Source organism: Streptomyces griseorubiginosus, assembly GCF_001514195.1.
GTDB lineage: Bacteria > Actinomycetota > Actinomycetes > Streptomycetales > Streptomycetaceae > Streptomyces > Streptomyces griseorubiginosus.
Map to the genome: position 1 here is coordinate 155360 of NZ_KQ948735.1, position 23559 is coordinate 178918.

Annotated in this window: 16 protein-coding genes; 7 read left to right on the top strand and 9 right to left on the bottom strand. The window is 73.4% G+C overall.

The annotated features are described in order from the left end of the window. Positions 1 to 184: 184 nt before the first annotated feature. From AQJ54_RS07310 to AQJ54_RS07335, 6 genes are all read left to right on the top strand, one after another. Positions 185 to 679: a single-stranded DNA-binding protein gene (locus tag AQJ54_RS07310; protein ID WP_062236998.1), complete on the top strand. Its 495-nt coding sequence runs from the start codon at positions 185 to 187 to the stop codon at positions 677 to 679. Between the two features lie 264 nt (positions 680 to 943). After that, the gene (locus AQJ54_RS07315; RefSeq protein ID WP_062235204.1) at positions 944 to 2356 is read left to right on the top strand and encodes a Cys-Gln thioester bond-forming surface protein; all 1413 of its coding nucleotides are present in this window, start codon (positions 944 to 946) and stop codon (positions 2354 to 2356) included. Between the two features lie 33 nt (positions 2357 to 2389). Continuing rightward, positions 2390 to 2758 (top strand): hypothetical protein, encoded by a 369-nt coding sequence (locus AQJ54_RS07320; protein ID WP_062028034.1) that lies wholly within the window; start codon positions 2390 to 2392, stop codon positions 2756 to 2758. A gap of 470 nt (positions 2759 to 3228) precedes the next feature. Further along, positions 3229 to 4893, top strand: a complete 1665-nt coding sequence (ettA, locus tag AQJ54_RS07325) for an energy-dependent translational throttle protein EttA (RefSeq protein WP_062235207.1) — start codon at positions 3229 to 3231, stop codon at positions 4891 to 4893. A 2-nt stretch (positions 4894 to 4895) separates the two neighbouring features. Next, positions 4896 to 5309, top strand: a complete 414-nt coding sequence (locus AQJ54_RS07330) for an acyl-CoA thioesterase (protein ID WP_062027412.1) — start codon at positions 4896 to 4898, stop codon at positions 5307 to 5309. Beyond that, positions 5306 to 5974 (top strand): DUF8185 domain-containing protein, encoded by a 669-nt coding sequence (locus AQJ54_RS07335; protein WP_062235210.1) that lies wholly within the window; start codon positions 5306 to 5308, stop codon positions 5972 to 5974. Before AQJ54_RS07330 ends, AQJ54_RS07335 begins: the two co-directional genes overlap by 4 nt. A gap of 28 nt (positions 5975 to 6002) precedes the next feature. Here the strand turns inward: AQJ54_RS07335 and AQJ54_RS07340 are convergent, their stop codons facing one another. The 4 genes from AQJ54_RS07340 to AQJ54_RS07355 all read right to left on the bottom strand — a co-directional run bounded on the left by AQJ54_RS07340 (position 6003) and on the right by AQJ54_RS07355 (position 13679). Beyond that, positions 6003 to 6959 carry an ABC transporter ATP-binding protein gene (locus tag AQJ54_RS07340; protein ID WP_062235215.1) on the bottom strand — a complete coding sequence of 319 codons (957 nt, stop codon included), beginning with the start codon at positions 6957 to 6959 and terminating at the stop codon, positions 6003 to 6005. Between the two features lie 59 nt (positions 6960 to 7018). Then, entirely contained in the window at positions 7019 to 9826 is a 2808-nt protein-coding gene (locus AQJ54_RS07345) for a thioesterase domain-containing protein (protein ID WP_079069774.1), read from the bottom strand. Between the two features lies 1 nt (position 9827). Continuing rightward, positions 9828 to 13022 (bottom strand): FtsX-like permease family protein, encoded by a 3195-nt coding sequence (locus AQJ54_RS07350; RefSeq protein WP_107121025.1) that lies wholly within the window; start codon positions 13020 to 13022, stop codon positions 9828 to 9830. A 243-nt stretch (positions 13023 to 13265) separates the two neighbouring features. Further along, positions 13266 to 13679 carry a globin gene (locus AQJ54_RS07355; protein WP_030314432.1) on the bottom strand — a complete coding sequence of 138 codons (414 nt, stop codon included), beginning with the start codon at positions 13677 to 13679 and terminating at the stop codon, positions 13266 to 13268. Positions 13680 to 13747: 68 nt separating this feature from the next. Between AQJ54_RS07355 and AQJ54_RS07360 the strand changes: the two genes are divergently transcribed. After that, positions 13748 to 14731: a methyltransferase domain-containing protein gene (locus tag AQJ54_RS07360; RefSeq protein ID WP_062235221.1), complete on the top strand. Its 984-nt coding sequence runs from the start codon at positions 13748 to 13750 to the stop codon at positions 14729 to 14731. 13 nt (positions 14732 to 14744) lie between these two features. Here AQJ54_RS07360 and AQJ54_RS07365 read toward each other — a convergent pair whose 3' ends face one another. The 5 genes from AQJ54_RS07365 to AQJ54_RS07390 all read right to left on the bottom strand — a co-directional run bounded on the left by AQJ54_RS07365 (position 14745) and on the right by AQJ54_RS07390 (position 23502). Next, on the bottom strand, positions 14745 to 16745 hold the full coding sequence (locus tag AQJ54_RS07365; protein ID WP_062235226.1) for an FHA domain-containing protein: 2001 nt from the start codon (positions 16743 to 16745) through the stop codon (positions 14745 to 14747). Between the two features lie 49 nt (positions 16746 to 16794). After that, positions 16795 to 18141, bottom strand: coding sequence for a vWA domain-containing protein (locus tag AQJ54_RS07370; protein WP_062235229.1), 1347 nt, complete (start codon positions 18139 to 18141; stop codon positions 16795 to 16797). A 100-nt stretch (positions 18142 to 18241) separates the two neighbouring features. Next, positions 18242 to 19555: a PP2C family protein-serine/threonine phosphatase gene (locus AQJ54_RS07375; RefSeq protein ID WP_062235233.1), complete on the bottom strand. Its 1314-nt coding sequence runs from the start codon at positions 19553 to 19555 to the stop codon at positions 18242 to 18244. Further along, a complete protein-coding gene (locus AQJ54_RS07380; protein WP_079069775.1) occupies positions 19556 to 22171 on the bottom strand; it encodes a serine/threonine-protein kinase in 2616 nt (871 codons plus the stop codon). It abuts the gene before it with no gap. Next, positions 22168 to 23502: a coiled-coil domain-containing protein gene (locus tag AQJ54_RS07390; RefSeq protein WP_062027431.1), complete on the bottom strand. Its 1335-nt coding sequence runs from the start codon at positions 23500 to 23502 to the stop codon at positions 22168 to 22170. Before AQJ54_RS07390 ends, AQJ54_RS07380 begins: the two co-directional genes overlap by 4 nt. Positions 23503 to 23559: the final 57 nt, after the last annotated feature.

The window sequence follows — 23559 nt, forward strand, 5'->3', positions numbered from 1 at the left end:
GTGGACGAGGTCCCTCGATCGGGTGGTGAGGTTTTCCACAGCCCGTGGACGGTCCACAGGGCGCAGCGGGCTCGGCCCGGCGGAGGCAGTCTGGCTTCGCGGCGATCGCGGTGAGCGGTCCCCGCACAGACGGCAACAGCCGTACGGGACGGGCCCGTACGCACGTCCGGGAGGGATGTCCGCGATGAACGAGACGATGATCTGCGCGGTGGGCAACGTGGCGACACAGCCGGTGTACCGCGAGCTGGCGACCGGCGCGTCGGTGCGGTTCCGGCTGGCGGCGACCGCGCGCTATCTGGACCGCGAGAAGAGGGAGTGGACGGACGGACACACCAACTTCTTCACGGTGTGGGCCAATCGCCAGCTCGCCACCAATGTGTCGGGGTCCATCAACGTGGGCGATCCGGTGGTCGTCCAGGGCCGGTTGAAGATCCGGTCGGAGGTCCGCGAGGGGCAGCCGTCCTGGACCTCGGCCGACATCGACGCGGTGGCGATCGGCCACGACCTCGCGCGCGGCACCTCGGCCTTCCGGCGCACCCAGCGCGCGGAGACCGCGGGGTCGGGTGCGCCCGCGCGGCCGGAGCCCTCCTGGGAGACACCACCGGCCGGGACCGAGGACGAGCGGGGGGAGGCCGTCGCCGAGAACGAGGACCAGCGGGAGGCCGTCGCGGTGACATGACATCGGGCAGATGTCGGCACTCCGGCCGAAGTACGGCTTATCGGCGAATGCGTTCCGGATGTTTCCGGTCGACTTGTCGATAAGCCTTACCGGTGAAAGGGACGGGCGATAACGATTCCGAGTCGGATCGATCTTCCGACCGCATCCCGGGAAGAGCGGCACGACCGCGTCCCTAGGATGCCGAACACAGCTCTCGGGGCTACTGATTCTGCTGGTGGGACCGCCACCCCGCTCGTCAACGGGTCCTGCCCGAAGGGGTATTCCGTGTTTTCTGCGTTCTCTGCGCTGTCCGTGCGCGGACGGGGAGCGGCTCGCCTCGCGGCCGCCACGTTCGTCTCCGGCCTGCTCGCGGCCGGTATGGCGGTGGCCGCCGCCGGCACGGCCGCCGCGGACGGGACGGCACAGGACCAGAGAGGCGCGACCGCGACCATAGGGGGCCTGAAGACCTACGGCGAAGCGGTGATCCACGACACCGACGGCGATCTCCCGGTGCCCGCCGGGCTGTTCGAGATGTCCGTCGAGGGCGGGGGCACCCTGCAGACCTACTGCGTCGACCTCTACAACCCGACGCAGAAGGACGCCAAGTACCACGAGACCGACTGGAGCGGGACCTCGCTGGGGGCCAACAAGGACGCGGGGAAGATCCGTTGGATCCTCCAGAACTCCTATCCCCAGGTGAACGACCTCGCGGCGCTCGCCGCCCGGGCAGGTGTCTCCGCGGGCCTGACCGAGCAGGACGCGGCGGCCGGGACCCAGGTGGCGATCTGGCGATACTCGGACGCCGCGAACGTGGACGCCGTCGACCCGCAGGCCGAGAAGCTCGCGGACTACCTGGAGAAGAGCGCCCGCGACCTCGCGGAGCCGGCGGCCTCGCTGACGCTGGACCCGCCCGCGGTCTCCGGCCGGCCCGGTGGGCTGATCGGTCCGGTGACCGTGCACACCAATGCTGCCGACACGACGGTCACCCCGCCGGCCGACGCGGCGACGAGCGGGGTGCGGATCGTCGACAAGGACGGCAGGCCGGTCACCTCCGCGAGTAACGGCAGCGAGCTCTGGTTCGACGTTCCCGAGGACGCGGCGGCGGGCTCGGCCGGCCTGACCGTGCAGGCCTCCACCACCGTGCCGGTCGGGCGGGCCTTCGCCTCGGAGAGCCGGAGCCAGACCCAGATCCTGGCCGGCTCCAGCGAGTCGACGGTCTCGGCGACGGCGAGCGCGAGCTGGGCGCAGCAGGGGGCCGTCCCCGCCCTGTCCGCGGCCCGCAACTGCACCAAGGGCGGCCTGGACATCACGGCCACGAACCAGGGCGACGAGGAGTTCGGGTTCGAGCTCATGGGCACGCAGTACGCCATCGCGGCCGGGGAGACCCGTACGGTGACGGTCCCGCTCCAGGAGGACCAGGCGTACGACTTCACCATCAAGGGGCCCGACGGTCTCTCGCAGCGCTTCACCGGGGTCCTCGACTGCCGTACCCGGAGCGCCGAGAAGGGCACCACGACCCAGACCCTCAGCGAGCCGAGCCCCGCCACGGTGGCGGCGCCCTCCGCCGACGTCAACCTCGCCGAGACCGGCGGCTCCGCGACGACGCCGCTGATCGCCGGTACCGCGATCGGGCTGGTCGTGATCGGGGGCACGTTCCTGGTCGTCACGGGCAGGAAGCAGAACCGGACGCACGACTGACCTCGACGCGCCGGCGCGGGCAGAATGGCCCGCATGACGAAGTCAACCGCGTCAGCGGCGCGTCACCCGTCCTCCGATTCCGTGCTGTCCCTGTGGTCGCAGGACTCGGTGCTGTCGATCGGCTCGGTGGGCTCGGTGCTGTCCATCGGTTCCGTGGGCTCGGCCCTCTCGGTCGGCTCGATCGGCAGCGCCCTGTCCGTCGGCTCGATCGGCTCGGCCCTGTCCGTGATCTCCACGGGGTCGTGGCTGAGCATGGGGTCCCTGTTCTCGGCGCAGTCGACCTGGTCGGTGCTGTCGTGGCGCGGACACCGCGGCCTGATGCAGTCCGCGGGGGTCGGCGCGGGAGCGGTCGCCGTGGGGGCCGCGGTGTGGCTGGCGGTGCGGGGGAGCGCGGACGGGTAGCGGGCTGTCCGGCGGATCTGGCCGGCTGCGGAGAGCGGTGCTGATCGGCGCCGACGGGTCGAGCGCGGGGCGACCGATGAGCGTGACGACCGGGGCGGAGCCGACGCGCTGCCGGTCGGACGGGCCGTGGGGTTCTCGGCCGGTGAGGGCTGGGCGGCGACGAGCCGGTCGTGGACGGTGGCGATCCCGTGAGGCTCGTCGGCGAGGGCAGGTCGACGGCGTGTACGGCGGCCGCGTGACCCTGGCGGGTGCGGACGGTCACCGCACAGGGTGCTGGGCGTCCTGATCTTCCGGGCCTGCGGGATCTCGTTGCCCGGCGACCACCGGTACCGGTCGGCCGTATACCGTCGCCCGCGTGAACCCCCAGGTCACAGCCCCCCGACCAAACGGGTTACCACCCAAGGGTGGACCTCAGGCAAGATGGGGTGTATCTGCCCACTGCCAGATTTCAAGCTGCCGGACGGTTTCTCTTGGCTGAGTACATCTACACCATGCGCAAGACGCGCAAGGCAATCGGCGACAAGGTCATCCTTGACGACGTCTCGCTGAACTTCCTGCCTGGCGCGAAGATCGGTGTGGTCGGCCCGAACGGCGCCGGTAAGTCCACGATCCTGAAGATCATGGCGGGGCTGGACCAGCCGTCGAACGGTGACGCGTTCCTCGCTCCCGGTTACACCGTCGGCATCCTCCTCCAGGAGCCCCCGCTCAACGAGGAGAAGACCGTCCTGGAGAACGTCCAGGAGGGTGTCGCCGAGGTCAAGGGCAAGCTCGACCGGTTCAACGAGATCGCCGAGCTGATGGCCACCGACTACAGCGACGCCCTGCTCGACGAGATGGGCAAGCTCCAGGAGGAGCTCGACCACGCCAACGCGTGGGACCTCGACGCCCAGCTGGAGCAGGCCATGGACGCCCTCGGCTGCCCGCCCGGCGACTGGCAGGTCACCAACCTCTCCGGTGGTGAGAAGCGGCGTGTGGCCCTGTGCAAGCTGCTGCTGGAGGCCCCCGACCTGCTGCTCCTCGACGAGCCCACCAACCACCTCGACGCCGAGTCGGTGAACTGGCTGGAGCAGCACCTCGCCAAGTACGACGGCACCATCGTCGCCGTCACCCACGACCGGTACTTCCTGGACAACGTGGCCGGCTGGATCTGCGAGGTCGACCGCGGCCGCCTGCACGGCTACGAGGGCAACTACTCCAAGTACCTGGAGACCAAGCAGACCCGTCTCAAGGTCGAGGGCCAGAAGGACGCCAAGCGCGCCAAGCGGCTCAAGGAAGAGCTCGAGTGGGTCCGCTCCAACGCCAAGGGACGGCAGGCCAAGTCCAAGGCCCGTCTCGCCCGGTACGAGGAGATGGCCGCCGAGGCCGACAAGATGCGGAAGCTGGACTTCGAGGAGATCCAGATCCCGCCGGGCCCGCGGCTCGGCAGCATCGTCGTCGAGGTGAACAACCTCAGCAAGGGCTTCGGCGACAAGCTCCTCATCGACGACCTCAGCTTCACCCTGCCGCGCAACGGCATCGTGGGTGTCATCGGCCCCAACGGCGCCGGCAAGACCACCCTCTTCAAGATGATCCAGGGTCTGGAGTCCCCGGACTCCGGCTCCATCAAGGTCGGCGAGACCGTCAAGATCTCGTACGTCGACCAGAGCCGCGCCAACATCGACCCGAAGAAGACCCTCTGGGCGGTCGTGTCGGACGAGCTGGACTACATCAACGTGGGCCAGGTCGAGATGCCGAGCCGCGCGTACGTGTCCGCGTTCGGCTTCAAGGGCCCGGACCAGCAGAAGCCCGCCGGCGTCCTCTCCGGCGGTGAGCGCAACCGCCTCAACCTGGCGCTCACCCTCAAGCAGGGCGGCAACCTGCTGCTCCTCGACGAGCCGACCAACGACCTCGACGTCGAGACCCTCAGCTCGCTGGAGAACGCGCTCCTGGAGTTCCCGGGCGCGGCCGTGGTCGTCTCCCACGACCGCTGGTTCCTGGACCGGGTGGCCACGCACATCCTCGCCTACGAGGGCGACTCCAAGTGGTTCTGGTTCGAGGGCAACTTCGAGTCGTACGAGAAGAACAAGATCGAGCGGCTCGGCCCGGACGCCGCGCGTCCGCACCGCGCCACCTACAAGAAGCTGACCCGGGGCTGATCTTGCGGCACATCTACCGCTGCCCGCTGCGCTGGGCGGACATGGACGCGTACGGCCACGTCAACAACGTGGTCTTCCTCCGCTACCTGGAGGAAGCCCGTATCGACTTCCTGTTCCGCCCGGAGAAGGACTTCAAGCAGGGGTCCGTGGTGGCACGCCATGAGATCGACTACAAGCGGCAGCTCGTCCACCGGCACGCGCCCGTGGACATCGAGCTGTGGGTCACCGAGATCCGCGCCGCGTCCTTCACCCTCGCCTACGAGGTGAAGGACGGCGAGGAGGTCTACGTCCGGGCCTCCACGGTGATAGTGCCGTTCGACTTCGCGGCCCAGCGCCCGCGCCGGATCACCGCGGAGGAACGGGAGTTCCTCGAGGAGTACCGGGACGACGACGAGGAGGAGGCCGTCGCCGCATGACGGTGCTCCATCTCGCCGACGAGTCGGAGGCGGCCGACCTCGCCGCCTTCCTGACCCGGCTGCTCCACTACGACCGCTCGGCCGCGGTGCGCCTCCAGGGGACCGGCACCGCGCTCGCCGTCTTCGGACGGCCGCCGTCCTTCGAGGTGCTGGCGATCCGCGCGGTGCGGCTCGCGAAGCCGTACGAGAACGGGCTCGACGTCTCCCTGGACGTGACCGTGTCCGCCGGCGAGCTCCTGGAGTCCGTCGACGAGAGCGCGGGCACGGCTCTCGTGCCGGCGGCGGTGACCGGTCCGCCCTGGGCCGGGGTGCTGCCGCCGCGCGGCGGGTGGCAGCCGGTGACCGGCCTCCCGGCGCCGGAGGAGCTGCGTGCGCTCGTCCTCGGCGGGATCGCCGAATTCCGTTCCCGTACCGAGGAGTTGGGGACCGAGGGGCGTACCAGGGCCGAACTCGACCGCATCGGGCGGGAGATCTGGTCCCGGACCGTGGCGGACACCCGGCTTCCCGTGCGGGCCGTGCACGCGGCCCAGTCGCTCGGGTTCCTGCGGCCCGGCGGTGAGTCGGCGCTGTTCTCCTCCGGAGCGTGGCTGCGGCTGCGCACGCCGTACGGCTCGATAGCCGTACGGCAAGGGGGACTTGGGACGCTCGGCGTCAGCGTGCGCTGACCGCCGAGCCGACCGGCACGCCGGTCCTTCAGTCCCGGTCGCTGTCGTCCGGCCACACCCCGATGTGGTCCGTTTCCAGTTCCAGTGCGACCCGGTCGCGCATGCCCAGTGCCTCGATGTGCTCCTTCGGGAGCTGGAGGCGGCCCGCGCGGTCCAGCATCGCGTACTCCCGCGCCACCACGGTCTCGCGGCCCGTGGTGGCGTCGACCTGGCTGCGGCGCAGGACCTCCGTGGCCGTACGGCCGTCCCGGATCGCCACCGCCCGGCGGACCTCCGAGGCCACGGCCTGGTCGTGGGTGACGATGACGATGGTCGTGCCGAGCTGCTCGTTGGCCGTGCGGAACGCGGCGAAGATCTGTTCCGCGGTGTGGGAGTCGAGTTCGCCGGTCGGTTCGTCGGCGAGCAGGACCGCGGGGTTGTTGGCCAGCGCGACCGCGATCGCCACGCGCTGCTGCTGACCGCCGGACATCTGGTGCGGGCGGCGGTTGCGGCAGTCCGCGACCTCCAGCAACTCCAGCAGTTCCAGGGCCCGTTCGGTCTGGGCGCGGCGGGAGGGCCGGGCGCCGGAGAGCTGGATGGGCAGGGTGATGTTCTGGGCCGCGGTGAGATAGGGGAGCAGATTGCGGGAGGTCTGCTGCCACACGAAGCCGACGGTCCTGCGGCGGTAGGCCAGGCGGTCCTTCGCGGTCATGGTGAGCAGGTCGTGGCCGGCGACCCGGGCCGCGCCAGCGGTGGGGGTGTCGAGGCCGGCGAGGATGTTCATGAGGGTGGACTTGCCGCTGCCGGACGCGCCCACCAGGGCGAGGAGTTCACCCTCGCGCACGAGGAGGTCGAGGCCCTGGAGGGCCTGGACCTCCACGCCGTCCGTGGTGAAGATGCGGACGAGCCGGTCGCAGGTGATCAGGGCGTCGTGGCCGTAGCCGGGGCGGTTGCGAGCGGCGGTCGCCCGCTGGGCCAGATCCGTGAGGGTGGGGTTCGTGGTCATGGGCCTTCTCCTGGACTGCGGTCCGGCATCAGGGCTGTTCAAGGGGCTGTCGCGGCGGTTCAGCGGGCGTCACCCGCTCTCAGTTCCGTCACCGACCCCCGTCGTCCCGACCACCAGGCCTGTCCGACCCCCACCCCGACGGCCAGCAGCAGCACGGCCGCCGCAGGCAGCGCCAGGGACAGCAGGTCCATGCGCAACTCCACGGCGCCGGAATCCGGTTCGGCCGTGGGGAGGGCGACGGCGGTCAGGTCGATCCCCGGGGACAGCAGACGGATCGTGGCCCAGCCCGTGAGGGTGCCGCCCAGGGCGGCCAGGAACGCCTGGGGGAGGGACTCCAGGATCAGCAGGCGCCGGCCCGCCGCCCGGGTGAGGCCCATCGTGCGCAGGCGGGCCAGCAGGGCGGTGCGCTCGGGGGCCGTGCGCAGCAGGGACAGGAGAAGGGCGAGGAGGGCGTAGCCCGTGCCGGCCGCCACCGCCGCCGTGTAGACGCGCTCGGCGCCGGTCTGGAGGGGGGAGTCGACGTAGGCCGCCCGCTCCTCGGACCGCAGGCGCACGGTCGCGGTGTCCGGGGAGGCCTCGCGCAGGGCCTTCCCGTCGAGGTGCTCGCCGGTCAGCAGCAGCCCGGTCGGCCGGGCCGCCTCCGGGCTCAGGGCCGCCCGGTCCACGATCAGGAAGTCCGGGCCCGAGACCGCGGCGGTGCCGTCGAGGACGTCGGTGATGCGGACGGTGAGGGTGGTGCCGTCCGGGAAGAGGACCGGGAAGGGCCGGGTGCCGTACGTCTCGGCGGTGGCCCGGGAGGCCAGGGCGGGGGTCGCCGCGCCGGAGGCCGCCAACTCGCCCTGCGGGAAGGCGCCCAGGCCGGTGTGTGCCGACAGGGCCGCGTAGTCGGCGGGGTCCACGCCGACGAGCGGCAGCGACTGCGCCCCGCCGCCCGTTTTCGCGTCGGTGACGCTCATCGCGGACAGGCCGCTCACTCCCGGCGTACGGCGCAGCCGGTCCGGGAGTCCCGACGGAAGCGGTGCGGCCGACTCCACGCGGGCGTCGGCGCCGACCGAGAGCAGGGCGGCGTGGTCGCGGGCCTCGCGCACGCCCGCGAGGACCGAGCCGCCGAAGGCAGCCGTGGTCAGAGCCGTCAGCAGGGCGAGCAGCGGCAGCACGGCGGAGGCCGAGGTACGGCCCGCGCGGGCCAGGGACAGGTGCGCCACCGCGCCGCGCAGCCGGGCGGCGGGCCGGGCCAGGCCGCGCAGCGGCAGCGGGTACACGCGGACCAGGACCAGCGCCGCGATCACCCCCAGCAGCACCGGTGCCAGGGAGACGAGATCGCCCGCCGAGCCCGAGGTGCCGCGCCGGCGCAGCGACTCCACCGCCCCCGCGGCCAGCACCAGCAGCGTCAGCTCGGCGACCGTACGGCGCCGGGACGGCCGTACGGACGCGACGTCCTCGCGGCCGGTGTGCACACGGACCACGCGGTGGGCGGTGGCCGCGCGCAGGGGAAGGGCCGCACAGGCGACGGCGGTGACCGCTGCGGCGGCCCAGGCGGCGGCGCCGGCCCGGTCCGCGGGGACCGCGAGCAGCGCGACGCCGAGGCCGACCGCGCCCGCCGGGACGGCGACGGCGGCGGTCTCGGCGAGGAGCCGCGCCGTGAGACCGCGCAGGGAGACGCCCCGGGCGCGCAGCAGGGCGAGTTCGGCCCGGCGGCGTTCGGCGGTCAGGCCGCCCGCCATCAGCAGGACGACGGCGGCGACCGTGCCGGTGCCGAACGCGGCAACGGCGACGAGCGGGGCGATGCTGTCGCGGATCCGGTCGTAGGCGATGAGGACGTCGTCGAAATCGGTGGTGACCTCGGTGCTGCCGTTGAGCTCCGAGAGTTCGGTGGACGGGCCGTCGATCCGCCGGCGGACCTCCCGCAGCGCGGGACCGGCCTCCAGGGAGGAGATCGCGTGTCGCAGCGCCGGGATGTCCCGGGCCCGCAGGGCCCGTACGTCGGGGGCCAACTGCCAGTAGCGTTCGGGCCTTCCGTCACGGGCGAGCAGGGCGGGCCCGGCGTCCGGGGCGAGCAGCAGGGCGCCGACCCAGTACATGTCGGTGGACGGCAGGGGTTCGCGGATCACGGCGGGAGTGCGCAGGAGGGTCTTGGTCGACCAGTAGGCGCCCTGCGGGTCGCGCGGGGTGACGATGCCCGTGACCCGGACGGTGTAGACGCCGGTGTGCAGCACCGAACCGACCTTGATGTGCAGGGCCTTGGCCGTCTCCGTGCTGACCGCGGCCTCCAACCGGTCGGTCGTCGAGGTGACTTGGCCGTCGGCGCGCGGCAACCGGCCCTGGGCTACGGAGGAGTGGGCGGCGAGGCCCGACTGCGCGACCAGTGTCATCTGCGGGGGGTCTCCGGTCGGCCGCGGCAGCCACGGGTCCAGCACCGGGACGTCCTGCGAGCTGCGCACCCCGTACGCCGACTGGCCCCGGTCGATGACGAGCGGGCCCGGGATCCGGGCGCGGACCTCGCTGTCCTGCGCGGCCAGCGCGTCCGGGCGCAGTGCGTTCTCGCGCAGGGCGGACGAGTCCATCGGGGAGGGCGGCGGGGCGTACACCTCGATGACGGTCCGGTCGGGGCGGGCCTGCTCGGCGGCCCGGCGCAGCCCGGAGTCCTCGTACCGGTCGACCGCGCGCGGGAACGCGGCCGCGAGGCACGCCGTCAGCGCGACCAGCAGCGCGAGCGCACAGGCGGCACCGGTCGCGGCCCGCAGTCGGGTACGGACCCAGGGGACGTGGACCCGGAAGGCCTCGGGCCCGTCAGTCCCGTCAAGCCCGGTGGGCGTGGTGTCGGTCGCGGGGGGCGCTGTGACGTCGCTCCTCCTGAACCACCTCATCTCACTCACTCCCCTCGCGCAGCGCCCGCGCAGGATCCGTTCGGCGTAGGGACAGTGCCGCCGTCACCAGGAGCGGGGCGAGGGCCACCGCCGCCACGAGTACGGCCGCCCGCCCGAGGGGCAGCTGGACCAGGACCGTGGGGACCGGCCGGGTGGCCTGGTCCGTGAGCACGATCAGCGGGATCACCGCCCGGGTCAGCACCGCGCCCAGCAGGGCGCCCGCCAGCAGCGCCAGCAGCACCAGGACGCTCTGCTCCAGGGCGACCGCCCGGGCCAGCCGCCGGCGCGGGGACCCGAGGGCGCGCAGGACGGCGAACTCCGCGCCCCGCTCCCGCAGCGACCCGGCCGCGCTCACCGCGAACCCGACCGCGGCCAGCGCCGCCGCCACTCCCGCAGCCACTGTGAACGCGGCCTCGGGGCCCGCGCCGAACGGGTCGTCGCGCAGCTGCCCGGCGATCTCGTCCCGCACCACGACCTGCGTGGGGTCGATGTCGGGCTGCTCCCGCAGGGTCGCTGCGACCCGGTCCGCGGCGCCCGGCCGGGTCGACAGCCACCACTCGGTCGGCTCGACGCTCTCGCCGTACCGTGCCTGCAACTCCCGGTTAACGGACCGCAGATCGAGCAGCAGGGCGCCGCCGTTCTCCGTGGCGGTCGGCAGCTCCGCCACGGAACGCACGATGTGCACCGACACGGTCTCACCGGCCAGCGGCACGTCCAGCCGCCCCCCGACGAAGGCGGCCGCCGAGTCCAGGAACCGCTGGGTGGCCACGGCCGTGACCTCGACGGGCTGGGGCTGCGGGGCCTTCAGCCGGACCGTGAGCACCCCCACGCTCCAGCTGTCGTCGGACGGGATGAATCCGGTGCCGTAGGCCGCCACCAGCCGCCCGGACCCCGAACTCATCTTGGGCGGGGCGGGTTTGTTCTTGTCGTTCGGCAGCAAGGACACCCCCTCGCTCTGCGAGGTGGCCTTCCAGTCGGTGGGCAACGGCAGCGGGCTGACCTTCCCGTCGGTGCCCGTGGCGCTCAACTCGCTCAACGTCAGGCGGTGTTGCTCGGCACTGCCGTGCGGTACGGGCACGGCCAGCTCCAGGTCGGTGAGGGTCAGCGGGTTCCCGGGCAGGAAGGCGTCCAGCGCGTGGGGCCGTCCGTCGCCGGGGATCTGGCCGATCAGGAGCCGGTAGGGAGTGCCGTAGCGGTCCTCCAGGGTGACGGCGACCTGGACGGCGGTGCTCGGGTCGGAACCGCTGAGGGCCATCGTCAGCCGCAGCCGGGTCGTGCCCGCGGGCACCTGCACGCCCGTCGTCGCGCCGCTCGGGCCGAGCCCCTGGAGGAAGGGCCCGGAGTGCAGGTCGGGACGGATCAGCATCGAGGCGCGCGAGGTGTCCAGTGCCAGCACCGTCGCCACCCGGCTGCCGGACAGCGGGAGTTCGGACCGGGCGGCGGGTGCGATCCGCCGTACGCCCGGGACGGCCGCGTACTCGTCGGTGCGGCCGAGCCCCGCGTTGCTGGAGGCCAGCACCCGCACCGGCGCCCCGGCACGGAAGTCGGCCTGGTCGGACTGCGAACGGTTCCAGGACGCGCCCTGTCCGATCGCCAGCATGCCCAGCGCCACCGCGAGCACCAGCAGCAGTACCGGGCCCGCGCCGCGCATCGGACGGCGGGCGATCTGCCAGCCCGCCAGGGCCGCGCTCAGTCCGCGCCCGCGCGTCGCCCGGCGTTCGGCGAGCCGGGCCAGCAACGGCAGCAGCCGCAGCGTCAGCACGGTGCCGGCGAGCAGCGCCAGCGCGGGCGCCGCCACCAGCAGCGGGTCCACGCCGAGCACACCGGAACTGTCGTCGGTCACGGCGCCGGAGGTCTGCCGGCTGAGCTGGAAGTACGCCACCCCGGCCACGACCAGCAGCCCGAGGTCGGCCCCCGCGCGCACCGGCCCCGGCAGTGTCCGGGCACGGCTGCGCGCGAACGACGAGGTCAGCGCGGGCAGGGTGACCGCCAGGGCGCACCCGAGCGCGACGCCGGCCGTCACCAGCCACACCGCCGGCTGTCCGTCCCGCGGCACGTCGAGGCGCAGCCCGATCCGGGCCAACGGGCCCCGCCCGGCCAGCAGGTGGGTCAGTGGGCCCGCCAGCAGCGGGGCGCAGACCAGTGCGGGCAGGGCGAGCAGCAGCGCTTCCAGGGCGGCGAGGCCCGCGATCCGGCCGCGGGAGCCGCCTCGCGCCAGCAACAGCCTGCTCTCACCGGTGCGTTCACTGCTCAGCAGCCCGGCCACCAGCAGCAGGGCACAGCCCGCCAGCAGCACCAGCTGGAGGGCGACGATCAGCAGGGTGGAGCGGGACAGCAGCAGGGAGCGGTCGGTGCGGTCGAGGACCTCGGGCAGGGCCGTCGACGCGGTCGTGGCGCCGCCGAGCGACGGCTCCTTGCGCAGGGCCGCGTTCCCGGCGAGGGCCGTCCGGCGCAGGGCGTCGGTGCGCGCGGTGGTCACCGTCGCGAAGTCGGCCGACGCCAGCCAGCCCGACGTGCCGACGCTCACTGTGCCGTCGGTCAGCGCGCCGGAATCGGCGAGCAGGGGGCCGTACGTCGTGAAATCGAGCTTGTTGACGCCCCGCCCGTGCAGGTCGTCGAGGAGCCAGTACGGGTCGTCGACGCGCACGGGCCGGTACAGACCGGTCACCGTCACCCGTACCGGGGGGCCGCCCAGCCGGTCGGTGAGGGTGAAGCGGGCACCGGGGCGCAGGTCGAGGGCGAGCGCGGCGGCCCGCGGGAGCGCCACCTCCACCTGCCCGTCGGCCTTCCGCGGCAGCCGCCCCTCCACCAGCCGCACCCGGCTGCGGTCCAGCGCGGCGAAGTGGGTCAGATCGGGGTCCCCGGACCGCTCGGCCTCCGGCTGCAACGAACGGGGCAGCGCGTACGGGCCGGACCTGAGCAGGGTCCGCACGGTCACCGGCAGCCCGTCGAAGGTCTGCCGCGCCACCTGCCGTACGACGGTGTCGGCGGCCTTGCGACGGTCCTCGGGCACACCCGCCTTGACGACCAGTGCGGTGTCGGCGGCGTTCCGCGGGTCTCCCAGGGCGTGCCGCAGGGCCGCGTCGCCGATCGCGCCCGAGTAGGCGGTCAGGGTCGCCAGGACCGCGGTGGTGAGCAGGACCGTGAGCAGTGCGGCCGCCAGCAGCAGCCGGTGCGCCCGCGCACGCAGGAACACCAGACGTGCGATTCCCCCGAACCCCGTCACGCGGCCCCCCGCCCGTGTTGTGACCTCCGGGCGAGGATGTCAGAGGGGAAGGTCACGGGTAAGCGCTTGTAGCCCGGACTTGACCTGATTGTGATCGGAATCCGACGCCCGGCGACCGGAATCCGGCAATCAGTGAACGACGGTCACGCAGAGGTGATCGCTCGGAGGTGAGCAGTCGGAGGTGAGCAGTCCGCGGTGATCAGTAAGTGGTGGTCAGTCTGCGGTGTTCACCATCGAAGCGGCCGCGTACGTCAGGTAGTCCCACAGCTGTGTCCGGTGCGCCTCGGACAGCCCGAGCTCGTCGACCGCGACCCGCATGTGCTTCAGCCAGGCGTCGTGCGCCGCGCGGTCCACGGCGAACGGCGCGTGCCGCATCCGCAGCCGCGGGTGGCCGCGGTTGTCGCTGTACGTCGTCGGACCGCCCCAGTACTGCATCAGGAACAGCACCAGCCGCTCCTCGGCCGGCCCGAGGTCCTCCTCGGGGTACATGGGCCGCAGGACCGGGTCCTCGGCGACTCCCTCGTAGAAACGGTGGACGAGGCGGCGGAAGGTCTCCTCCCCGCCGACCTGCTCGTAGAAGGTCTGCGTCTGAAGCGTGCCGCGCCGGATCTCTTTCACGTCATCCATGGTCTCAGACGGGCCGGACGAGGACTCGAGGCTTAGGACCTCCGGTGCCCAGGGTGCAGAGTGGAGGTATGAGCGCGCACGCTCTCGACCGCGATCTCGCCGAACTCGCCGCCTCCGCACGGGCGGCGCTGGTGCGGGAGATCGACGCGAGCGGGGCCTGGGCCGCCGACCCGGTGTGGCGGGAGGCCTTCGCGGCCGTGCCCCGGCACCTGTTCGTGCCTTACTACTACGTCGGCGTCGTAGGGGGCCACGAGCGGCGCTGGGGCGAGAGCCCGGATTCGCGCACCCGGGAGGAGTGGATACGCGGGGCCTACGCCGACGCACCGCTGGCCACCCGGCTGCGCGACGGCGAGCTGCTCTCCTCCAGCAGCCAGCCCTCGCTGATGGCGATGATGCTGACCGAGCTGCGGGTGCGGCCCGGCGACCGCGTCCTGGAGATCGGCGCGGGCACCGGCTACAACGCTGCCCTGCTCGCGCACCGGCTCGGCGACGACGACCTCGTGACCACCGTCGACCTGGAACCGGAGATCACCGAGGCGGCCCGACGGCACCTGGCCGCGGCCGGCCACCACCCCGTCGTCGTCACCGGCGACGGGGCGCGCGGGGTTCCCGAACGCGCCCCCTTCGACCGGATCATCGTCACCTGCACCCTGCCGTCGGTCCCGCTCGCCTGGCTCGCCCAGTGCCGGCCCGGCGCACGGATCCTGACCCCGCTCGCCACCGGGCTGATCGCCCTGACCGTCCGGGACGCCGGGCACGCCGAGGGCCGCTTCCTGCCCACGCCTGCCTACTTCGTCCCCCTGCGGGGCGCGGAACGGCACGAGACGGGCCCCGTCGAACCGGCCGGGGTGCCGCGGGCGGCGCGGGAGAGCGAGCTGTACCGGTTCCTGCTGGAGCTGAGCCGGGCCGGCCTCGAACCCCAGGAGGCCTACGCCCTGTGGGAACGCGAGGGCCGGCCGAGCCGGGAGCGCTACGGCGTCACGGTCGCCGGGGAGCGGGAGTGGGCCTGGCTGGACTCACCGGAGGGACCCTACGTCTGGCCCCTCCGGTGACCCGCTCGAATTCCTAGCCCCGCCTGATCGTGATCGTCGTCCACGCGCCCACGTGGACCCGGTCGCCGTCCTGCAACGGCACCGGCACGAACGGTGTGATCGGCTCCTCGGCGCCGTTGACCGTGGTGCCGTTCGTGGAGTTCTGGTCGACGACCGCCCACGAGCCGTCCGGCTGCTGCACCAGCACCGCGTGCTGGTGCGAGACGCCCGGGTCCTCCGGCGGCACCGACAGGTCCACGTCGGGGGTGTCGCCGGTGGAGTGCCGACGACGGCCGATGGTGACCTGGTTGCCGGTGAGCTGACGCTGCTGCTCGGGGGAGTACGCGGGCAGGTTCAGGCCCGCGGCCTCGGGTCCGGAGCGCTGCATCATCGCCATGAAGTACTCACGGTCCGGACCGATCGTCGCCGTCCAGGTCGCCGGGCCCTGCTGCTGGAAGGAGGGGCTGGGCGGGGCCTGGGTGGCGCCGGGCTGGGGGTAGCCGTAACCGCCGGGGCCGTTGCCGGGACCACCAGGGCCGCCTCCGGGGCCGCCCGGGGCGGTGGAGGACGGCGGGGAGATGACCCAGTCGTCACCGCCGAAGGACGGACCGCCCTGCTGCGGGCGGCCGGTCTCCTGCGGGAAGGCGGGCGGGGCGGAGGCCCCCTGCGCCTGGAAGCCCTGCGGGGCACCGCTGGTGCCACCGGGACCGGGGGGCGGCGGGACCGGGCGGGAGGGGTCGGCACCGAAGTTCGGCGGACCGCCGGGGGCGCCGGGGCCGGGGCCACCGGGGAAGCCCTGCGGGCCGCCGGGGCCCTGGGAGCCCGGGCCGGGCTGGGTGGGGGTGCCGCCGCCGAAGCCCTGGGGGGCGCCGGGGCCGCCGGGGCCGCCCGGGCCGGAGGGGGCCTGCGGGGAGCCGGGCTGGGTGGCGCCGGGCTGGGGGTAGCCGTAACCGCCGGGGCCACCTGGGCCGCCAGGACCACCGGGACCGGACGAACCGGGACCGCCGGGGCCGGAGGGAGCCTGCGGGGAACCGGGCTGCGGGTAGCCGTAACCGCCGGGGCCGCCGCCGGGAGCGCCGGGACCACCCGGACCGCCCTGCCCGCCCGGACCGGACGGGCCCGGACCGCCGGGGCGGGACGTGTCGCCCGGGAAACCGGAGGGACCGGAGCCGCCGGGGCGGGCCGGGTCGCCGGGGAAACCGGAGGGGCCAGGTGCGCCGGGGCGCCCGGAGTCACCCGGGAAGCCCTGTCGCCCACCCGGGCCGGACGAGCCGGGACCGCCGGGTGCACCAGGGCCGCCCGGGAAACCGGAGGATCCGGAGCCGCCGGGGCGGGCGGGGTCGCCGGGGAAACCGGAAGGACCGGAGCCACCGGGAGCGCCGGGGCCGCCCGGGAAACCGGAAGGACCGGATGAGCCGGGGCCCCCAGGACCACCGGGACCGCCAGACGCACCAGGTCCGCCGGGCCGGGACGGGTCGCCGGGGAAGCCCTGCGAGCCACCCGGGGCGCCGGGACCGCCAGGTCCGCCGGGACCACCCGGACCCGAGCGGCCCGACGGCTCCGAGCCGAAGGGGATCGGTTCCGCCGGGCGGTTCACCTGGGAGGGGCGGGAGCCCTGGTACTCGTAGGAGTCACCGCCGCCGAAGGACGGGCCCGGGGCCGACTGCTGCTGGAAGTGCGAGGGCGGGCCCCCGGAACCGGCCGGCGGACGCGGGGCGGCCGGGGTGTACGAGGTCGCGGTGTTCGTGAGGAAGTTCCACCGGCACTCCTCGCAGAAGGGCGCGCCCCCCTCCCGGGGCGTACGGCACTGCGGGCAGAGCTCCGGCTCGGGGTCGGGCACGGCGGACAGATGTGAACGTCCACCCGGCTGGCCACCGGGACCGCCAGGGCCACCGGGCGGCGGGAAGCCGTAGCCGCCCCCACCCTGACCGGGCGGCGGCGGAGGGGGCGGAGGCACGGCACCGGCCATGCGGTGACCGCAGACCTCGCACCAGTCGTCGGAACCCGACTGGTGTCCGTTCGGGCAGGTCGGCATGTCGGCGCTTCCCCCTCTCGGATCAGGGAACTTCTACGTCGGAAACTGTCTACTTCTTTACACGAACTGTCTTTGTCGACCGGGTCTCGAGAGTCATCTCGTCGGCCTCCTCGACCTTCGCCTTCAGTCGCACAGTACCTGTCGTGGCGTCGACCACGTCGACCACCTTCGAAAGCAGTTTCGCAGTATCCGCGTTCCCCGAGTCGTTCGCGAGCTGAACGGCCCGGCCCAGTTTGGCCGTTGCTCCATCGATATCGCCCGCTTTGCGCAGATCCAGCCCCTGCTGGATCGCCTGTGCCAGTTCGGCCTGGCCGGTGTAGTGGGCGACCTGGGGGTTGATCGACGTCGAGGCCACCATGTCGTCGGTCCACACGGCCCGTACGAGACCCGGTGTGCCCAGGTTCCCGACCGTGCCGTCGGGCTGCGGGACCACCAGCGAGACGCGGGCGGCGAGCATCTCCTGGCCTATGTTCGCGGCCGGGACCTCGACGCACACGTGGTAGTCACGGGACTCGTCCCCCCAGGAGCCGGTGGGGTAGTCCCCGGCGCGCGGACCGGCCTCGGTACGGCGGTCGGTGAGCTCCTCGACGGTGGGCGCGACCTGCTTGACGAACTTGATCGTGGTGCCGACCGGGGTCCACACCCTCAGGGCGACGTCCGCGACCTCCTTGCCCATCGCCGCCTCCATCATCTGCGTGAAGTCGGCGGCGAGCCCGGCCGGGTCGGCGACGATGTCGGCCGAGCCGAGCAGGGCGGAGGCGATCCCTGTGACTTCTTTCACTTCCCAGTCGGTGCCCACGCCCCGCGCGTCACAGGTGAACCGACCGGCGCAGGCGTCCAGGGCGGCCTTGAGGTCCTGGGGCGACTCGTGCTCGTTGCGGCCGTCGGTGAGCAGGATGCCGTGCCGGATGGCGACGTCCGCCGAGGACAGCAGCCGGTCGGCGAGACGCAGCCAGGTGCCGATGGCCGTACCGCCGCCCGCGCTGAGCTTGCGCAGGGCCTGCTTGGCCTGGCCGCGGGTGGTGGCGTCGGCGACCGCGAGCCGGCCGCCGCCCGGATACACCTCCCTGGCCACGTGGGTGCCGTCGATCACCGTGAAGTGCACCCCGTCGCGCAGGGTGTCGATCGCGGCAGCCGTAGCGTCACGGGCGTTGCGCATCTTCGTCGGCGGGTAGTCCATCGAGCCCGAGCAGTCGACCATCAGCGCCACCGCGGCGGACGGGCCCTGGCCCGCCGACCACAGATGGGGCGCGGTGGTCACGCTTCCGATGGTGCCGCCGCCGGTCGCGGTCACCGTGACGATCGCGTTGACCTCGCGGCCGCCCTCGGGCAGGAACTCGTTCTGGTAGACGTCCAGCGAGAACTGCGGCACGTTCGACTTCGAGAAATTGGCCATGCCTACTCAAATCCCCCTCGCGCACCCCGCGTCGGAGTGCTGACTGATGGCGGACCGGTCCCCTCCGGCCCGCGAGGCATCCCCGTGCGTGCTTTCGGCCTCAGGCCGATCCTGCCCCCTGCGAGGGGGTCGGGAACGGCACGACGGCCACTGTTACGTTGTCGTGGCCCCCGCCGTCCAGGGCGTGGCCGACCAGGACCCGGGCGCTGTGCAGCGGGCGCGCGGCGGCGTCGGCCGGTACGGCCTCCGCCATCTCCTCCGCCGCCTCCGCGTAGTTCCACAGACCGTCGGTGCACACCACCACCACACCAGGCCGGTCCGGCTTGAAGGAAGCGGTGTGCGGGTCGAGTTCGTAGGCGTCCGCGCCCAGCCACCCGGTGATCGCGTGGGCGCGCTCGTCGGCGTACGCCTCGGCCTCGTTCATCAGTCCCGCGGCGACCATCTGCGCGGCCCAGGAGTCGTCCTCGGTGAGCCGGGCCGGGGGTGAACTGCGGTCCGTGGGCACCCAGTAGACCCGGCTGTCGCCGACCCAGCCGACGACCAGCAGGCTCGGGGTGACGACCGAGGCGACGATGGTGCACGCGGGGGCGTTCTGGTGCGGCTGGTGCTCGCGGGCCGTGGCGGGCTCGCCGGCCAGGGAGTTGACCGCGTGGGAGGCCGCGACGATCGCCTCGTGCAGGGCCTGCTGCGGGTGGGTGCCCTGGGGCAGGGCCGCCTGAAGGGCCTCGGCGGCGGCCCGGGAGGCGGCCAGGGAGGCGTCGTCGGGGCGGGTCGCCGAGGACACGCCGTCGCAGACGACCGCGAAGGTCGCGGGCGCTCCGTCGGGCAGCACCGCGGTGCCGAGGCTGAACGCGTCCTCGTTGCGGTGGTGGCGCAGGCCGCGGTCGCTCACGGCGGCGATCGGCCCGGTCTCCTGCTCCATGTGGTCGCGCTCACGGGGCTGGGCGTGCCCGCAGTTCTCGCAGTAGCCGTCGTCGTCGACGCGGCCGGCCCGGCACGCCACGCACACCTTGGTTCCTTCGGCAGGGGTGGCCGGTCCCGCGGCCACCCGCGGGTCCGGCGCCTGGAGGGGGTACTCGTCCGGCTCCGGCGCGCGGTCGAAGCGCACCCCGGTGACGGGGGAGACGGGCGATCCCACGACCGGACCCGACTGCGGGGGCGGCGCGGGCGGTCGGTGGTCGGCCGGGCCGGGGCCGTGCGGGCCGGCCGGCCGGTGGACCTCCGCCGCGGGGTGCGCGTCCGCGGTCCAGGCGGCGCCCGGCGGGACGCCGTTCATGGCGAGCGTCGGGCTGTCGTCCGGCCGTGCCGGCACGGCGGACAGGTCGTATCCGCACGCACCGCAGAAACGGTCACCCGACTCGAGGGGCTCCTCACAGCTCGGGCAGGCGGACAGCTGGGGCATCTGCGACATCAACTACACCCACGTCCGGGGGCGGTAACGGTTTGCTCGTTCCACCAGGTCGATCCTCTCCTCGCCGCCCCGCGCCAACCGGGCCAGCGTGCGGTACGAACGCTCCAGGCCGAAGCGCAGTCCTCGCTCGTCCAGTCCGCTGCCGAGCAGCGACCGTCCCCCGGCGGCGGGGGACCCGGGATCCTGGCCACCGGAGAGTATCCAGTCCAGGGCCGAGCCCAGCACCTCCGCGGACAACTGCTCGCGCCGCGCCGGATCCAGTCCGTACGCGTCCAGCGCCTCGACCTGCCCGGCGGCGGCGGTCAGGTCGTCCAGGAAGGGTACGTCCCCCGCGGTCGCGGTGCGGCCTCGCAGCCGTGCGCGGACGGCGGCGACCCGGGCGGCGGTGTAGTGGATGGAGGACTCGGGGACCGACTCCAGCGTCCGTACGGCGCTGCGGCGGTCCCCGGTCGCGAGCTGGACGCGGGCCAGGCCGAACGCGGCGCTCACATAGCTGGGGTCGGTCGACCAGACCAGCCGGTAGTACTCGGCCGCGTTGTCGAGCTGGCCCAGCACCTCCGCGCACAGGCCGAGGGCGAGCTTGGGCGCGGGCTCGCCCGGGAAGGCGTCGTAGATCGCGTCGAAGGCCAGGGCCGCGGCCTCGTGGTCGCCGGTCACCAGGGCCGCGACGCCCCGGTACCAGACCACCCGCCAGTCGTCGGGCCGCTCGTCCTCCAGGTGCCGCAACGACTCGTCGGCGGTGTGCGCGTCGCCGTTCTCCAGCCAGGCCCGCACCTGCCGCAGCCGGGTCTCCGCGGACGGGGCCGGCGCGGCCGAGAGGGCGCCGAGGAGTTCGGCGGGCGCGGTCGTCATGAGCCCGGCGAGGAAACCGGCGTTGGGGTCGGTGGGGTCGACGTGGGGGACGGGCAGGGCCAGCGCGGCGGCGGGGGCGTCGACCGGCTTGACGAGCGCCTTGGGGGGCGGGCCGCCGGGACGCTCGGTGGCGGGGATGCCTGCGGTGCTTGCGGTGCCCCCGTTGCTCATGGAGCTTGCGGTGCTTGCGTTGCCCCCGTTGCTCGCGGTGTTCGTGGGAAGGGCAGGCCGTCCGGCGGCTGTTCTGCGACCCCAGCGGCTCTCCGGGGCCACCCGCGCCCCGAGCCGGGACACGTCCCCCTCCAGCCGCGGGCACAACTCCGTGTCCGTCACCCGCACTTCGGGACCGAAGAGGGTGGACAGGGAGGGCCTGGCCCGGCCGGTCTGGAGCGAGACGACCTCGCGCAGCACGCCCGTCAGCTGCTCCGCCATCTCCTGGGCCGAGGCGAAACGGCGGGCCGGGTCCGGGTCGGTGGCGCGGACCAGCAGCCGGTAGAAGGACTCGTACTGGCGGAAGACCTCGATGTGGTCCGGGTCGGGCAGCGAGTCGACGAAGACGTTGGTGTAGCCCTGGAAGTCGAAGGTCAGCACCGCGAGGGTGCGGCCGACGGTGTAGAGGTCGGAGGCGATGGACGGGCCGACCTCCGCCACCTCGGGGGCCTGGTAGCCGACCGTGCCGTAGATGGCCGACTCGTCGTCGTCCATCCGGCGCACCGCGCCCATGTCGATGAGCTTGAGCTGGTCCTCGGTCTGGATGGCGTTGTCGACCTTGAAGTCGCAGTACAGGAGGTTGCGGCTGTGCAGGTGGCCGAGCGCCTCCAGGGCCTCGATGCCGTACGCGCAGGCCTGCTCCACCGGCAGCGGGTCCCGCTTGCCGTCGGCCGAGCGGCGGCCGTTGGCGATCTCCTTGAGTGACTTGCCGCCGACGTACTCCATGACGATGTAGCCGTCGAGGGAGCCGGTGCGCTGGTCGAGGTGTTCGACGAAGTTGTAGATCCGCACGATGTTGGCGTGCTCGATCTCCGCGAGGAAGCGCCGCTCGGAGATCGCCGCCGCCATCGCGTCCTGGTCGCCGGTGTCCAGCAGGCCCTTGAGGACCACCCAGCGGTCGGACACCGCGCGGTCCACGGCGAGGTAGACCCAGCCGAGGCCGCCGTGCGCCAGGCAGCCCGCCACCTCGTACTGACCGTGCACGATGTCGCCGGACCGCAGCTTCGGCACGAAGGAGTACGGGTGGCCGCACTTGGTGCAGAAGCCCTCCGTGCGACCGGACCGCTCCCCGCGCGAACGGCCCACCGGTGCCCCGCAGTCGGAGCGCGAGCAGAACCGCTTGCGCTCGGGCACCTCCGGGTTCTCCAGGACCATCACACGGGGGTCGGGCCGCGGCACTCCGGGCACCTCGACCAGGCCCGCGCCGAGCCGGCCGCGCCCGGTCGAACCCGCCGACGAGCCGGAGCTGCGCACCGACACGGAACGGCCAGTGGACTTCCCCGACACCGAGCGCGACAGCCGTCCCGACACCGAGCGCCGGGACTTCGACGAGTGGGACGACGTACGCGAGGAACCGCGGCCGGTGGGGCGGGAACCGCCGCTGCTCCGGGAGTCCCTGCCCTCGCCCGTGCTGCCACTGGGCACCGAGCCGGCGCGGCCGCTCCCCGAGACCACCGGCGCGAGGCCGCAGGTGTCGCAGTACAGCTCCCCGCCGCCCATGTCCTCGTAGGTGCCGTCGCAGCCGGGCCGCTGGCAGGGCTGCTGTTCCTGACTCATGACGTCGACTCCCCCCTGCGGTCCTCGGGACCGCTCTGCTGCGGCACCCGCGGCGGGCTCAGCAGTTCCGCGGCCGCCTGCTGGTACCGCAGCACGGCCTGTTCGGCGACCCGCAGGTCGCAGGGCGCGCTCCACAGCATCCGCCGGGCCGCGTCGTAGCGCTCGATCAGGAACGGGTCCTCGGCCAGGCCGTGCCGGGCGACCTTCGCCTTGTAGGCGTCGAGCCGGCCGCGCAGCTCCGCACGGACCGCGAGCGGCGCGGTGACGGCCGTCAACGACTCGCGGGCGCGCAGCAGTTCGTCCTCCGCCTTCTGCTCCAGGGACTCCAGGAGCGGGGACAGGCGGTGCCACTGGGCGTGTCTGCGGTACTCGGCGGCGGTCGCCAACTGCTCCTGGAGCGCGGTCGGCGGTCCGCTGACCACCGGCACCTCGGTGGCGGCGATCTTGGCGAGGACCTCCCCGCGCGCGGTACGCGCCTCGGCGAGCGTGCGGTCCGCGCGGGAGAGCACGTCCCGCAGCTTGACCAGCCGGGCCTCCGCGTCCTGCCGGACGGTGAGCACGGCGTCGATCTCCCGGCGCACCTCCTCCAGAGCGCGCGCCTCACGGTCGTACGCCGTGGTGTCCGGCCGGCCGCCGCCGGGCGCCGAACTGCCCTGGGCCCGCTGCCAGAAGGCGAGCGGGTCGGAGATCACCTGCTCGCGCAGCGAGGTCAGGGTGCGGGTGATGCGCTCCAGGTCGTCGCCGGCCGGGTGTTCGCCGGGGCGGACGCCGACGGAGTGCGCGAGCCTGCGGGTGCGCTGGAGTTCGGCGGACAGCAGGTCGATACGGGCGGGCAGCGCCGACCACACCGCGTCCGCGGCGACGACCATGTCCAGGCTCGTGGCGTACAGCTCGTTCATCCGCTCCACGAGGGTGACGAGCGTGAACTGTTCGCTGAGCTTGCTCGAACTGCCCTGGAGGGTGGGCGCGTTGGCCGTGGCGGTGGCCGAGCCCGCGACCGTCACGCCCTCGCCGCGCAGCAGTTCGGTCAGCTCCACCAGGTCCTCACGGCTGGACCAGCGGCGGCGGGAGCGGATCTCTCGGGCCGCGCGCAGGACGTCCGTGTACGCGTCGAAGTACGCCCACAGCAGGGTGATCGAGGCGTCGGCGGACTCCCAGCGCTCCTTGGTCACGCCCGTGAGGGCGGCGCCTTCCAGGAGTCTGCGGCCCGCGTGGTCCTGGAGGGCGAGGAGCGAGGTCTCGATGGCCTCGTGCTCCGCGCCGAGCCGCGCCAGCGCACGGTCCACCTCGTCCCGGTCCATCACCGGCCCGGGGGGTCCCGTGACGCCCATCGATCACCTCTCGCTGCTGTGAAGGAGTGCCCAGTGGTTGTTCGTCTTCGACCGTTC